Origin of the sequence: Desulforhabdus amnigena, from assembly GCF_027925305.1 — a bacterium.
Classification (GTDB): Bacteria; Desulfobacterota; Syntrophobacteria; order Syntrophobacterales; family Syntrophobacteraceae; genus Desulforhabdus; species Desulforhabdus amnigena.
Window position 1 is genome coordinate 4311649 of record NZ_BSDR01000001.1, and the last position, 13700, is coordinate 4325348.

Genomic DNA, 13700 nt, shown 5'->3' on the forward strand with positions numbered 1-13700 from the left:
GACCTATTTCCGCTCCTGCTGTTGCTTTTTGTAATCCAGCCTGAAGATATGTTCCCGCACAGTGCGTCGTACTCCACCGTCGGCTGCCGTCCGCCAGTCCTTCATGGGGATGATGTTCTGCATATCCTGGAGACGACCGAGAGCCTTCATGCGCTTGTAAATGAGCGTCCAGACACAGTCGATGTTCTCAGGATCGACTTCGCACTTGCCGTTTTCGGCACCCCCGCAGGGACCGTTGAAAAGGTGCTTGGAACAGCGCGCGATAGGGCAGATTCCCCCGGTATATTGAGTGATACAGTTGCCGCATCCGGCACACATTTCAGCCCACATGCCCTGCTCGACGGCGGCCCCGTAAAACGTCGTGTCCACGCCGGGAAACACGGGAATATTCCCGAGCCGGTCCGCCAGAAAATTCACTCCCACACCGCAGGCAAGCGTTATAACGGCATCGATTTCTTCCTGCTTCACCCGGTCCAGAATAGGAAGGACGAATTCCTCGTCACATTGTCTTTGCACAGTGTCTTCCAGGATGATCTTGTTTTTGCCCTCCCGTTTGAAAGCAATGTTCAAGCCCGATGTCAGGAGCTTGGCTTCAGCATCTCCTCCCGACAGACAGACGGTCACGCAGGTGCCGCATCCCACCACAAGGATCTTTTCATAATCCTCCACAAAGCCTTTTATCTGCTCAAACGGTTTCTGATCGGCAACTATCATCTTGTAGTTCCTCCATATAAGAAGCCTATCCGAAAGCATCCCCCAGGCAACGCTCTCCTCTTGCCCATCCTACGGCAAAGGGGGTTCGTTGCAAGGTCATGCGACGACGGCTTTGCCCACTATCTTTTTAGCCTCCTGCCAGAACTCGGGCCAGGATTCTTCTGCATTGGTTTTTGTTTGATAATAGAGCAGATTTTCTGCTCCCACCTTGATTTCATCCAGGAACTTACGGACGTTCTTGATACGCCGCTGGAGCAGTTCTTCCGCTCCGGTGTAGAAGCAGCCGTCTTCCTTGCATGCGATCACCACCACGCGGTCCGCTCCCAGTTCGAATGGGCTGACCAGGTCAAGAGCGCTGAGGCGTCCCACGCAGGGCACCATCACGCGCAAAATTCCCGTTTCCTCGATCTCTACGTGCTCTTGCTGAACGAGGTATTTTCTGCTGGTTGCTTCGTTGAGACAGCAATACGAGACAATAAAAGGTCTGCTGATCCGGCTCTGGTCGGCTTGATTCAGGATGACGCCCAGTTGTTCTTTCATCTTGTTGGTGGCAAATCTGGCGAGAGCAACCCCTGCAGCGGGGCATTCCGCTGCGCAGAGCCCGCAGGTCTGACATTCTTGTGCAGGCATAACGGCCGTTCTATCCACCGTGGCAACCCCAAAGGGGCAAATGCGTACGCAGGTCAGGCAGCCGGCGCATACGGCAGGGTCTTCCAGGACCGCGCCGGTGGCGCAGGCCAGGCACCGGTGAGCTTCTTTGAGGGCTTCCGCCTCGGTATAGCCGGGCTCAATAGGGGAGAAATCCCTGATGCGTTGTGCGGGGTCTGTGAGCGGCACTTCCAATCGGCTGAACTGCTTTGCTCTTGCCGCCGTTTTTTTAGGAAGGTCCCCTATGGTCTGGATGGCCTTTTGCGGCAGTTTGAGGATTTCCCCCGTTTCCAAGTAACGGTCGATCACCCTGGCTGCCTCATGCCCGGTCCCGATCGCTGCGATGGCGGAACCGGGACCCGTCATGACTTCACCGCAGGAGAAAACGCCCCGTTCCGATGTGGTGAGGGAGGCCCGGTCGCAAACAAGGCGGCCACGATCCACAGCCACCGGGCTTCCCGTAAGACAGTCCAGGTTGGATCTCTGGCCGATGGTGACGATGACATTGTCCACTTCCACGGTCTTGACTGTTTCTTCGTCGAATTGAGGGCTGAAACGCCGGTTTTCGTCAAAGACCCTCGTGCATTTCTTGAACTGAATGCCCGTCACTTTGCCATCCTTTTCCAAAATGGCTTTGGGTCCCCATGAATTGAAAATTTCAATCCCTTCCTCTTCCGCCTCTTCGATTTCCCATTTCCATGCCGGCATCTCTGCACGGGATTCAAGGCAGGCCATATACACTTTCGAGGGGCCCAGCCGCTTGGCCGCGCGGGCTACATCGATGGCGACGTTTCCGCCGCCGATGATCAGGACTCTGTCGCCGAGCTTGGGAGGTTGTTGGTTGGCCACATCCCAGAGGAAGGGAATGCCGAGGAGCACGCCTTCAGCATTGATTCCGGAGATGGGAAGGCTATTGCTCTCGGAAAGGCCCACCGCGATGAGAATCGCGTCATAGTCTTTTCTCAATTGCTCAAAGGAGATATCCTTTCCCACTTCGACGTTGGTTCTTGCTTCAATCCCTGTGGCCAGGATGTCGTCGATATCCTCCTGCAGGGCATCCACGGGAAGCCGGTATCTTGGAATCGCATGGGCCAGCATGCCGCCCAGTACGTTATCTTTTTCGAAGACGGTGACGCCGTATCCCATGACGGCCAGATCCTTTGCCGCTGTCAAGCCGGAGGGGCCGGCACCCACAACAGCCACTTTTTTGCCCTTGGTCCGTTCGATGGGTTTGCGCCTCTTACTTCTGTATTCTCTGGTATTTTCCACGACGAACCGTTTCAACATGCGCAAGCTGACGGGGGAATCAATCTCCTTCCTGCGACATTCGGATTCGCAGGGATGGTGACAGATGCGTCCGCACACGGACGGAAAGGGGTTTACCTCGAGGAGCAGGTCCAGAGCGCCTTCATAATCGCCCTGGCTGATGCACTGCACATAGCCGCGGGTATCTGTATGCACAGGACAAGCGGCGGAACATGTCGCCAGAACATCAACCTCATTTGGTTTGGACGGTTGCTTTTCCATCATTTTCTCCATTGTTCAATTTTTGATCAGAGCAAATGGTTCCCTCTGCATGCATCCCATGGGGATAACGGGCGCAGACCTGTTCAGAAAACCCTGCGGCCTTCCAAATCCGGTTACAGAAGACAGAAGAGCCCTCTCTCCTTCTTGCATTGATTGTTACAAGGAAGAATTTGAAAATACGGTGAGCCTGAAGAAAAGTTGCATGTGTCACAAAAAAACCGTTAATTAACGGCATTGAATTTCGACGCAGGCGCAATGCCGGTTGAAGAGAAGGCAATGGAAGAGCGAGCATTCAAAGATTTGCTCATATGAAAATACTCAAAACAACAGTGTTTCTTGTAACATGCGCTTTTACATACTGTCAACTTCCATGCTGTGCAGGCGGAGAGGCGGGAGGCGGCTCACGGGTTGCGGCTTAAAAGGGATAACCACGCCTTTTCCCTTGTCGATCTGTTATCTCGTGGTATAAATTTCGACGCATGGAAAGGTCGTTTTCCTTGAAATACTTCCTCCCCGCGGGTGTCACGATTTCGATCCGGTGGAAGTGTGTCGCCTCCCTGACCACACTTCTAATGGAATGGCGGTACCGAGGGACGCCTCGTATCTTCTGAAGGGATAGATTTTTTCCCGCTAATGTAAGGTGGCCATAAGATGTATTTAGAGTTTTACGGACTCAAGAAAGAGCCTTTTCATATCACTCCGGACCCGGAATTCCTTTATCTCAGCCAGAGTCACAAAGAAGCCCTGGCTGCGATGATCTATGGGGTTCAACAAAGGAAGGGATTCATCGCCGTTACGGGGGAGGTCGGTCTCGGAAAGACGACGATCCTTCATTCCTTCCTGGAACAAATCAACCACGACCACATCAGAACCGTCTTTGTTTTCAATGCCAATGTTTCTTACGGAGACCTCTTGAAATTCATTGGAAGGGAACTGGGTGTGGAGTTTTCGTCGGACCAGACTTTTGAGATGGTTCACAGCCTGCACATGGCTCTGATCGAGGAGTACAAACAGGGAAATAATGTGGTGCTTCTTATCGATGAAGCCCAGAACATGCCGGTGGAGACTCTCGAAAATCTGAGGATGCTTTCCAATCTGGAGACATCCAAGGACAAACTTCTGCAGATCGTATTGGTCGGTCAGCCTGAACTCGAGAGTATTTTGAACCTGAACGAGTTGAGGCAGCTTCGTCAGCGCATTGCAGTGCATGCGATACTCGCTCCCCTTTCCCAAAAGGAGAGCTACGACTACATCGAGCACCGTTTATTGACATCGGGAGGCAGGAGTGCCGGCATCTTCGATCGGGGGGCCTTGAGACGTATCGTGCGACATTCGGCTGGCATACCGAGAAAGATCAACATCCTCTGTGACAATGCCCTGATCAATGGCTACGGCTATATGAAAAAGCCCGTTTCCGACAAAATCATCAAAGAAATGATCGCCGATCTGGAGGGAAAGCAGGTTGGACGGCAATGGAAATGGGTTTTCATTTCCATTACCGTCCTGGTTTTTATTGCCGGGCTGCTTTTGCTTTCTCCCTATGGCAAATGGATTCTATCGAATGTTGCGGGATTGGGGATGCTCAAGACGCGCATGAGTGCGTCTCAGCAGAGTCAAGGCACGCTTTTGCAAAAGAAGGCTGCCGCTCCTATGCCTTCCCAGTTCGATTCCGGCATCCAGAATACTTTGAAGATTCGTAAGAAGGTGCCTGAAACTGTGGACCGGGAAGAAAAATCCAAGACCTCCGAGTCTCCAGGTGTGGAATAAATCCAAGGTCTATCTGAGCAAGATCTTCAAGGAATGGTGGAAACCGTGGAATCCCCGGGAGAAGTGGATCGGTACGAATGAGCGTTTTTAGGGAGTGAGTCGCTCTTGAAATCCCCATTTACCATGGAGGCACAGAGATCACGGAGGAATCCCATAAGAATTCCAAAATCTTCTCCGTGCTCTCCGTGTCTCCGTGGTGAATAACGGGATATTAGAATCCGCCAACTCCCTTAAGTCAAAGGCACCGGTGAGTTCGATGCTCTCCGCGATTCCCCTGAGGCTTTGGAGGAAAGAATCGAGCGGCAGTGGCGAAGAATTCCCGGATATGATATTGGGTTCCATCAACAGACCGAAAATGTGAAAACTGCAAAGGTGAGCAGGCACGGTTGATGCCATGGTCACCCTGTAGTTGCCTGCTTGGTATGTTGTGCACAATGTTTGATAAGGAGTTTTTCTGATCCTTGCGGCTGAATAGGCTGCATTCAAGTCATCCAATCAAAAGGCTGGTGAAGTTGTATGCAAGAAGAATATCAGGAGAGTTTTGAGGAAAACGAAGAAAAGAGCTTTGCCGAACTTCTGGAAGAGAGTTTTATAAAACCCGAAAGATTGGAGCCGGGCCAGAAGGTGAAGGCGGTGATTGTCAAGATCACCCCTGAGACCGTTTTTATCGATCTCGGAGGTAAAAGCGAAGGATATATCGACAGCAAGGAATTCCTGGATGCCGAAGGCCGCCTCACAGTGAAAGAAGGCGATACCATCCAGGCGTATTTCCTTTCGAAAGGTCAAAACGAAAAACTTTTCACTACCAAGATCGGTGCAGGGGACAGTGCGCGCCGGTTTCTGGAAGAAGCATGGCAAAACGGCATTCCTGTGGAAGGCTTGGTGGAAAGAGAGATCAAGGGCGGTTTTGAAGTCAAAATTGCCGGAAACGTGCGCAGCTTTTGTCCTTTTTCGCAGATGGGTTTGCACAGGGTCAATGATCCTGGTCAATTTATTGGACAGCGGCTTCATTTTAAGATCACGGAATATGCTGAAAAGGGACGCAATGTGATCGTCTCCAACAGGGCCGTTCTGGAAGAAGAACGCCAGACCCAGAAGGAGCTTTTGAAGAAATCCCTACAGGAGGGAATGACCGTCAAGGGTGTCATCACTTCCATTCGGGATTTCGGCGCTTTCGTCAATATTGGAGCCATCGAGGGATTGCTTCCCGTTTCTGAGATCAGTTGGGGGAGAGTGGAAGATATCCGCAATGTTCTGAATGTCGGGCAGGAAGTGGAGGTGGTGATTGTCAAGCTGGACTGGGAGAATGACCGTTTTTCGTTCAGTCTGAAAGAAGCATTGCCCGATCCCTGGGACACGGCGGAAGCGAAGTATCCCGTGGGATCTTACCAGAGGGGCACTGTGGTGCGTCTCACCAATTTCGGAGCTTTTGTTTCCCTTGGCGAAGGGGTGGACGGACTGCTGCATATTTCCAAATTGGGTGCGGGCAAACGCATCAATCATCCCCGTGAGGTGCTCGCGGTCGGCCAAACCGTGGAGGTCAAAATTGAATCTCTGGATAAAGATAACAAGCGGATTTCCCTTTCAATGGTTCTCGACAATCGCAGAGACGAAGAAGAGGATGCAACCGGGGATTATGAAAGCTATCTGGAAGAAAAACCAAAATCCATGGGGACGCTGGGAGACATGCTGAAGGCCAAGCTCTCGAAAAAAAATAAAAAATAGAGCGTCTTCTGAAACTTCCGAGAGCGGACAGGGGGATTCTATAGCAAGAGAATTTCGTGACTTCGCGTTGCGCACCTCTTGCTATACTCTGCGCGGCTGAGACCCTGACTTCTCGATGACCCTGAAGTCAAGGTTTCAGCCGTTTGCGGCATATAATCCTCCATGAAATTTCCTGTGATTTTAGGAAAACTGAACCATTTCAAATTTCAACTCCTTTCCGCCGATCGCATCAGATTTTCCACTGCGGCGCATTCCAGTCCGAAGGGCAGATAGCCCGCGTATCCGAGTAAAGGCATTTCAAAAAGTTCAAACCTCTGCACGAAGGGAATGGTGTATTCCCATCGTGCCAGGCTGTAATAGTTCCACATTTCCCAAAACCCGCCGCAGATCAGTCCCGCCATTACGGAAGCCATACCCAACCGCCAGTCCCCCTCGGCGATTCCCGACAGGATGTGCCTTTCCCCGGCAAGAGTTTGGAGGCAGACCATGATGAGGAACGGAGAGACCCACAGGAAAGAAAAAAAATAATCCGGATAGACACCGACACCGGTGAGAATCATGCCTGCACCCGCCAGAACGATGGCCGCCAATGCTTTGGGGTGAGAAGGCCTCAGGGGAAGAAAGTTAGCATAGGCTTGCTGAAGACGCTCCCAGCCGATCAGACATTCCCGTACGCTCAGGACCGCTGGAAGAACGGTTGAAAAGGGCAGGGTGCTGGAAAGGAAATATTGCAAAGCGTCGTAGCGGGGCACCTGATAATGCCAGTTCTGAACGAATCGATTGAGGTATTCAAAATACCACCAGAAAAGGCTGCTGACGGGGAAGAGCAGCAGGAAGAAACGCGTATGATTCACCAGGAGACATTGTCCTCTCATCTTGTATCCCACGGCATTGACAACCAGGATGAAAGAAAGCCATAAAGGCGTGAAAGTATAGGCCTGGAAGGGAGCAAACCAGGCGAATCGGTTCCAGGCAAGAATCCATGAAACGGAACCGGCCGCAAGTCCGGCCCATCCCCACCAGGGAAACGGACAGCGCTTGGGTGGGGAACCTGTTTTCTCCTTTTGTGCGTGAAACAATCGCCATCCCAAAGGGGCGGTCGTGAGGACGATCAAGAAAGAGTAGGCGACAAATGCGCTCCAGGAAAAGGGAGCGTGTGTCGCATAGTGTGTTCTTGGGGGGAATTCAAGGTAGTTGCCGATGGGAGCACCTTTCAGATAAACACCGAGCAGGGGGAGTCCCAGCAACATTCCCGAGAACGGAATCCATTTTGAAACAAAGTTTTTCATAATAGTCTCCATCTCAAAAAGGATGCGTTGGAATTTCTTGTGCGTCTTTGAATGGAATCAGGCCGGACCTTCTCTTGACTCCTGTGAGGTTTGATCTCTTCTGGAGACGCTATTTTATCCGATAAAAGCCTTTCAGCGTCCAGCCTTTTTCCATAATCTGATTCCCGCAGTCTGGTTTTTTTGATTCCATGTGTCGTAGAGAGTTTCAACCGGTCTTTTCTTTGGCCTGCTGAAAAAGTTATAAATTTTAAATTTGCGGCCTGTACATCAAGAATGTTAAGAGGGGAATCTTTTTTAACTCCCACGGCCGGAACGGTCGCAACGAAAAATGAAAGAAGACAAAGACAACAGGGGAAGCGGGAAAAGCTCTTGAAAAGTGATGTTAGCATGAGCCATGAACCATGAGCTATGAACCATGAGCCATGAACCATAAACCATGAGCTTTTTTTCATATAAACCCGGACAGGAATATATCGGCAGGAACGGAGGTTTAAATGCCTGGAGTTTTTGAGGTCTATGTGAAAACACATTTTTCCGCCGCGCATCGACTCCGCGGATATCCCGGCGATTGTGCCCGAGTGCATGGACACAACTGGATCATAGAAGTGTATGTGCAGTGCAGAAAATTGAACGAAATCGGAATCGCCATCGACTTCCGTGATATCAAGAATGCCGTGAAGGAAGTTCTTGGCAGGATGGACCATTGTGATCTCAATGATCTGCCCGCCTTTAAAGATGAGAACCCCACTTCGGAAAATATTGCCGGATTTCTTTACCGGGAACTTTCTCGAGCACTGAATGACGGGACGGTCAAGATTTCCAAAGTCAAAGTCTGTGAAACACCCGGCGCCGGTGCTATCTACTGGGAGGATTGAGTGGCTCTTGCGGTAAATGAAATCTTCTACAGTATCCAGGGGGAATCGACTTATGCGGGATGGCCGTGCATTTTCGTGAGGCTTTCGGGGTGCAATCTCCGTTGTTCCTATTGCGATACACAATATGCCTACGATGAAGGGGAAGGGATGGCGATTCCCGACATCCTGAATCGTTTGCAGTTGATAGATTGTGGGCTTGTGGAAGTAACCGGCGGCGAACCCCTTATCCAGGAAGAGACTCCAGAACTCATCACCCGTTTGATCGATCATGGATACAGGGTTCTTCTGGAAACCAACGGCAGTCAGGATATTTCAAGGGTCGACAACCGCTGCATCAAAATTGTCGACTTCAAATGCCCGTCCAGCGGGGAATCGGATTCCAATGATCTTACCAATGTCGAGCGTTTGACGGAGCAGGATGAGGTCAAATGCGTGATTGCGGACAGGGAGGATTATATATTTGCCAGGGAGATAGCCCGCCGAACCTTGTGCGGTTGTTCTCGCGCAAATACAATCCACTTTTCCCCTGTTTTCGGGTTGCTGGAGCCGAAACAATTGACCGAATGGATTCTGGAAGACCGTCTTCGGGTGCGGCTCAACCTGCAATTGCAAAAAATAATCTGGAGTCCCGATCGGCGGGGAGTGTGATATCCGGATCCTTTTATACTGTGAAGGGTTGAAACCTTGACTTCCAAGGTCGTCGAGAAGTCAGGATCTCATCTGGAAGGATATCTCCTGATGGATCGGTTCGGTTTTGAGTGGCGTCTCCTCAAATCTTTTGTTATGCAGCAGAAAGCGGATGATGGCCTCGTGTCGTGAAGTGCGGGGGCCATTTGAAAACGAGGTATACAATATGCCGGAAAAGCAATCGGCAAAGGCCGTGGTGTTGTTTTCAGGGGGACTCGATTCCACTACCTGTCTGGCCATAGCCAAGGCAGAAGGTTATGAGCCTTGTGCGCTCAGTTTTGATTATCATCAGCGGCACCGTGTAGAAATCGAAGCCGCACGGCGCGTGGCATCGGCACTTGGAGTTCGTGAGCACATGATCCTGGAAGTTCCCCTTCGGCGGATCGGGGGATCGGCATTGACCGATGACCTTGCTGTTCCCAGGGATGTCTCTCCGGAGGAAATGCAGAAGAGAATTCCGGCCACTTATGTTCCCGCCCGAAATACCATTTTTCTCTCTTATGCTCTCGCATGGGCGGAGGTCCTCGGCGCCCCGGATATTTTTGTCGGAGTAAATGCCTTGGATTATTCGGGCTATCCGGATTGTCGCCCTGAATATATCGAGGCCTTTGAGCGGATGGCCAACCTGGCGACCAGGGAGTCGGTGGAAGGCAAGCTGCATTTCCGAATCCATACGCCCCTCATTCACCTGACCAAGGCTCAGATCATTGCGCGAGGTATGGAATTGGGAGTGGACTACGGCATCACCCATTCGTGCTATGATCCGGATGAGGAGGGACTCGCCTGCGGACACTGCGACAGTTGCCTGCTTCGCAAGAAGGGTTTTGCCGAAGCGGGAATTCCTGATCCTACGCGCTACGCTCCTTTTGCTTGAAGCGATTGCACCGTTTTACCAGGTAACTGTTGTGCGTGAACCGTTCTGGGAGTTTCGATACGATTTGTTTTATGGCTTTTTTGTTCATGATGTGGAGAATTGAATGACGACGAACTATTCCGGATTGACTCAGTTGGGGGCAAAAGCGGAAATCCCTTCCTCACCTGAAAATGCTCCGTTGGAAACTTTTTCGAATCCCCATCCCAATGTGGACTATACTGTGCGCCTGACCGCCCCGGAATTCACCACCGTTTGTCCCCTTACGGGACAGCCGGATTTTGCCACCCTCGTTGTGGATTACGTTCCCGGAGATCGCCTCGTCGAGAGTAAGTCCTTCAAATTGTTTCTGAACAGTTTTCGCAATCACGGGACATTTCACGAGGATTGTACGGTGTACGTGCACAATCGCCTGCGTGAAGCTCTGGCTCCCAAGTACATAAGGGTTGTGGGGTTATGGTTTGCCCGCGGTGGAATCCCCATCGATGTGGTCGTGGAAACGGGAAGCCTTCCGCCCAACTGCAGCCCCTTGCCTCTCGGCAAGAGCACTTATCGGGGGGGAAGAGAGTAACTTGAACCTGGTGATTTACTGCCGCTGGTCTCGATATTCGAAAGGGTTGGCTTTACCATGAGCAATAGGAGAATCGGTGTATGGCTGGTGGGAGCTTTGGGTTCCATTGCGACCACTGTGATCCTTGGAGCCTTGTCTTTCAGAAAGGGAACGAAAGAAACCACGGGTATGATCACGGAAACCGGCAGTTTCAAAGAGCTCGGGCTGGTCTCCCTGGATCGATTGGAGTTTGGGGGATGTGACCTGCGAAAGGGACGACTCCGGGATGCAGCCCGTCATGTTGTCCGGGAAACGGGTGCCCTGAGTTCCGAGTTTCTGGAAGAGATCGATGAAGATCTTATGGCCATCGAGCGTGATATCCAAATGGGGACGGTCAGGAATTGCGGGGAGGCCATCCGAAAGCTCTCTGTTTCAACTTTGTTCGACGAGGGATCGATCCGGCAGGAAGTCGCGGCGATCTGCGGCCAGTTCCGGAGCTTCAAAGAGAGAAAATCGCTGGATGAGCTCGTCGTGGTCAATCTGGCTTCAACGGAACCACCTCTGCCGATTCAGGAGGTACATCATGACCTGGGGGCTTTTGAAGCCGCATTGGACCGCAATGATCTCGATGTGGTGAGAGCGAGCACGATCTATGCCTATGCCGCTGTCCAGGAAGGGTGTCCTTACATCAATTTTACGCCGTCCAATGGGGCCCTCATACCGGCAGTGGTAGAAATGGCGGAGCGAAATGGGGTCCCTGTTATGGGAAACGATGGAAAAACCGGAGAGACCCTGGTGAAGTCCGCCCTGGCGCCCATGTTCCTGTGCCGGAATCTGCAGGTTCTGAGTTGGGAGGGCTTCAATATTCTCGGCAATATGGATGGATGCGTTCTGGACCATCCGGAAAACAGGGAATCGAAAATAAAGAGCAAGGACCAGGTGCTTTCAAAGATCCTGGGCTATACGCCCCATTCTCGAGTCCATATCCATTACGTCCCCTCCCTGGACGATCAGAAAACGGCCTGGGATTACATTCATTTCAAGGGGTTCCTCGGCACCAAGATGTCCCTCCAGTTCGTCTGGCAGGGATATGATTCCCTCCTGGCCGCCCCCCTGGTTCTGGACCTGGTCCGCCTGGCCGAACTGGCTAAAAGGCGCGGAGAATCGGGACTGATGCCCCATCTTGCCTCCTATTTCAAGGCGCCGATGGGCGTGGAAGAATACCGTCTGAACGAGCAATTCGAGATGCTGCTGAATTACGCAAGGAAAGCCGGTGGCGGAGATGACCGGGTGGCCTGACGGCTCGAACAGGGATTGCCGATTGTTGAGTATTAGAGCAAAATGAGAGTGTCTTTCAGTACAAATGCGTTCACTCAATATTCCATTTTCGATGCAGTGGAAAAGATAGCTGCGGCGGGCTATGAAGGCATTGAACTTTTGGCTGATATCCCCCATCTTTATGCCGATTCCGTATCTGTATCAGATCTTCAGAAATTGAAAGAACATCTGAGCCGAACAGGGCTGCGCGTGGCCAATCTCAATGCCAATACGGCCGTCGGCTATTATGGCAGATCCTTCTGGGAGCCGCTTTTCGAACCTTCGCTGGCTCATCCCGAGCCTTTAGAAAGGCAGTGGCGCATCGATTATACCCGCAAGTGTATCGACATGGCGAGCTTCCTGGGATCACCCTGTGTGAGCGTCACATCCGGCCGGATGGTTCCCGGCGTTCTTCCGGAAAAATCTCTCGATTTTCTGAGGCAGTCTCTGAAAGAAGTTGCAGAGTATGCTCATGACCATGGCATTCGCATTGGAATCGAATACGAGCCGGGACTTCTCGTGGAATGCTATGAAGAACTCGCCTCGCTGCTGGACGGGCTGGATCTGCCCAATCTCGGCGCCAATCTTGATCTAGGGCACAGCCACCTTCTGCGGGAGGATCCGCAGAAGGTGATCGGCGGGCTGGGGCAGAGGATTTTTCATATTCACATCGAGGACATAAAAGACAGAAAACACTACCACCTGATTCCCGGGAGGGGCGATCTGGATTTTGGGAGTCTTTTTGAAACACTGGGCCGACATCATTATGAAGGCTTCATAACCGTGGAGCTTTATACCTATCCCCATCAGCCCGAAGCGGCTGCAAAAAGTGCTCTGAGCTATTTGCGGAGCCTTGTCTGACGCAAAAGAAAGGAAAGAGAATGAAGTTTGCTTTCAGTTCCAACGCGTTTCTTCGTTACAATCTTCTGGATACAATCCGCATTATAGCTTCGGTGGGATATCAGGGCATTGAAATCATGGCCGATGTTCCGCATGCTTACCCCCCCCATCTGAGTGCGGGGGATATCCGCGACATACGCAAAGCCCTGGACGACAATTGTCTTGAAATATCCAATATCAATGCTTTCATGCACCATGCGGACGGAGACACCTATCATCCCTCGTGGATAGAGAAGGACCCGGTGCTCAGAGCCAAACGGGTGGATTATACCCTTGCATGCATCGATCTTGCGGAGAGGCTTGGAGCCCCGGCCATTTCCACTGAACCGGGAGGGCCTCTGGATGGATTACCCCGGGAAGAGGGGCTTCGTTTTTTCAAGGAGGGCCTCGATTCGGTCGAGGGAAGAGCCAGGGAAAGGGGAATCCGGATCCTCATAGAACCCGAACCGGGACTTCTTATCGAAAACAGCACTCAGTTCAAAGAATTTTTCAGGGAGCTCGATCCCGAAGTGTTCGGAATCAACTTCGATATAGGACATTTCTTTTGTGTGTCTGAAGACCCTGCTGAACTCATGAGGGATATGAAAGGCTTCATACATCATTTTCATTTGGAAGATATTGCGGCTTCCCGTGAGCATCACCACCTCATGCTGGGAAAGGGAGCAATCGATATTCCGGGGATACTCGAAACAGCCAACAAGATCGGGTATGAAGGGTTCGTGACCGTGGAACTCTACACCTATGAAAGCCGGGCCGCCGAAGCCGCTCAAGAGGCCTTCCAATACTTGGAAAAGTGGCGGAAAAGCACCAAAACGCCCGTCTGAGAAGGT

Annotated in this window: 13 protein-coding genes; 9 read left to right on the forward strand and 4 right to left on the reverse strand. The window is 51.7% G+C overall.

The window, feature by feature from the left end:
• Positions 1-3: 3 nt before the first annotated feature.
• The 3 genes from QMG16_RS18520 to QMG16_RS18530 form a co-directional block, all read right to left on the reverse strand.
• Entirely contained in the window at positions 4-714 is a 711-nt protein-coding gene (locus QMG16_RS18520; protein WP_281796631.1) for a methylenetetrahydrofolate reductase C-terminal domain-containing protein, read from the reverse strand.
• A gap of 96 nt (positions 715-810) precedes the next feature.
• Positions 811-2892: an FAD-dependent oxidoreductase gene (locus QMG16_RS18525; protein WP_281796632.1), complete on the reverse strand. Its 2082-nt coding sequence runs from the start codon at positions 2890-2892 to the stop codon at positions 811-813.
• A complete protein-coding gene (locus QMG16_RS18530; protein ID WP_281796635.1) occupies positions 2861-3181 on the reverse strand; it encodes a hypothetical protein in 321 nt (106 codons plus the stop codon). The genes QMG16_RS18525 and QMG16_RS18530 overlap by 32 nt, the downstream gene beginning before the upstream one ends.
• A 359-nt stretch (positions 3182-3540) precedes the next feature.
• Between QMG16_RS18530 and QMG16_RS18535 the strand changes: the two genes are divergently transcribed.
• Positions 3541-4656, forward strand: coding sequence for an ExeA family protein (locus QMG16_RS18535; protein WP_281796637.1), 1116 nt, complete (start codon positions 3541-3543; stop codon positions 4654-4656).
• Between the two features lie 516 nt (positions 4657-5172).
• Positions 5173-6381 carry a 30S ribosomal protein S1 gene (rpsA, locus tag QMG16_RS18540; protein ID WP_281796640.1) on the forward strand — a complete coding sequence of 403 codons (1209 nt, stop codon included), beginning with the start codon at positions 5173-5175 and terminating at the stop codon, positions 6379-6381.
• Positions 6382-6587: 206 nt separating this feature from the next.
• Here the strand turns inward: rpsA and QMG16_RS18545 are convergent, their stop codons facing one another.
• On the reverse strand, positions 6588-7670 hold the full coding sequence (locus QMG16_RS18545) for a hypothetical protein (RefSeq protein ID WP_281796642.1): 1083 nt from the start codon (positions 7668-7670) through the stop codon (positions 6588-6590).
• Between the two features lie 494 nt (positions 7671-8164).
• On the opposite strand from QMG16_RS18545, the gene queD reads away from it, so the two are divergent.
• The 7 genes from queD (at position 8165) to QMG16_RS18580 (ending at position 13694) form a co-directional block, all read left to right on the forward strand.
• A complete protein-coding gene (queD, locus tag QMG16_RS18550; RefSeq protein ID WP_281796644.1) occupies positions 8165-8545 on the forward strand; it encodes a 6-carboxytetrahydropterin synthase QueD in 381 nt (126 codons plus the stop codon).
• The gene (locus QMG16_RS18555; protein WP_281796645.1) at positions 8546-9193 is read left to right on the forward strand and encodes a radical SAM protein; all 648 of its coding nucleotides are present in this window, start codon (positions 8546-8548) and stop codon (positions 9191-9193) included.
• A 205-nt stretch (positions 9194-9398) separates the two neighbouring features.
• Positions 9399-10106, forward strand: a complete 708-nt coding sequence (queC, locus tag QMG16_RS18560; RefSeq protein WP_281796647.1) for a 7-cyano-7-deazaguanine synthase QueC — start codon at positions 9399-9401, stop codon at positions 10104-10106.
• Positions 10107-10209: 103 nt separating this feature from the next.
• Positions 10210-10674: a preQ(1) synthase gene (queF, locus tag QMG16_RS18565; RefSeq protein ID WP_281796649.1), complete on the forward strand. Its 465-nt coding sequence runs from the start codon at positions 10210-10212 to the stop codon at positions 10672-10674.
• Between the two features lie 57 nt (positions 10675-10731).
• Positions 10732-11952 carry an inositol-3-phosphate synthase gene (locus tag QMG16_RS18570; protein WP_281796652.1) on the forward strand — a complete coding sequence of 407 codons (1221 nt, stop codon included), beginning with the start codon at positions 10732-10734 and terminating at the stop codon, positions 11950-11952.
• Positions 11953-11994: 42 nt separating this feature from the next.
• Positions 11995-12831: a sugar phosphate isomerase/epimerase family protein gene (locus QMG16_RS18575; RefSeq protein ID WP_281796654.1), complete on the forward strand. Its 837-nt coding sequence runs from the start codon at positions 11995-11997 to the stop codon at positions 12829-12831.
• A gap of 20 nt (positions 12832-12851) precedes the next feature.
• On the forward strand, positions 12852-13694 hold the full coding sequence (locus QMG16_RS18580) for a sugar phosphate isomerase/epimerase family protein (RefSeq protein ID WP_281796657.1): 843 nt from the start codon (positions 12852-12854) through the stop codon (positions 13692-13694).
• Positions 13695-13700 lie beyond the last annotated feature (6 nt).

What these genes read in the sequence shown, in the direction of transcription:
- QMG16_RS18535 (WP_281796637.1), top strand. Translation starts at nt 3,541, where the DNA reads ATGTATTTAGAGTTTTACGGACTCAAGAAAGAGCCTTTTCATATCACT.
- QMG16_RS18530 (WP_281796635.1), bottom strand. Translation starts at nt 3,181, where the DNA reads ATGCTCGCTCTTCCATTGCCTTCTCTTCAACCGGCATTGCGCCTGCGT.
- QMG16_RS18545 (WP_281796642.1), bottom strand. Translation starts at nt 7,670, where the DNA reads ATGAAAAACTTTGTTTCAAAATGGATTCCGTTCTCGGGAATGTTGCTG.
- QMG16_RS18580 (WP_281796657.1), top strand. Translation starts at nt 12,852, where the DNA reads ATGAAGTTTGCTTTCAGTTCCAACGCGTTTCTTCGTTACAATCTTCTG.
- queF (WP_281796649.1), top strand. Translation starts at nt 10,210, where the DNA reads ATGACGACGAACTATTCCGGATTGACTCAGTTGGGGGCAAAAGCGGAA.
- rpsA (WP_281796640.1), top strand. Translation starts at nt 5,173, where the DNA reads ATGCAAGAAGAATATCAGGAGAGTTTTGAGGAAAACGAAGAAAAGAGC.
- QMG16_RS18575 (WP_281796654.1), top strand. Translation starts at nt 11,995, where the DNA reads ATGAGAGTGTCTTTCAGTACAAATGCGTTCACTCAATATTCCATTTTC.
- QMG16_RS18570 (WP_281796652.1), top strand. Translation starts at nt 10,732, where the DNA reads ATGAGCAATAGGAGAATCGGTGTATGGCTGGTGGGAGCTTTGGGTTCC.
- queD (WP_281796644.1), top strand. Translation starts at nt 8,165, where the DNA reads ATGCCTGGAGTTTTTGAGGTCTATGTGAAAACACATTTTTCCGCCGCG.
- queC (WP_281796647.1), top strand. Translation starts at nt 9,399, where the DNA reads ATGCCGGAAAAGCAATCGGCAAAGGCCGTGGTGTTGTTTTCAGGGGGA.
- QMG16_RS18520 (WP_281796631.1), bottom strand. Translation starts at nt 714, where the DNA reads ATGATAGTTGCCGATCAGAAACCGTTTGAGCAGATAAAAGGCTTTGTG.
- QMG16_RS18525 (WP_281796632.1), bottom strand. Translation starts at nt 2,892, where the DNA reads ATGATGGAAAAGCAACCGTCCAAACCAAATGAGGTTGATGTTCTGGCG.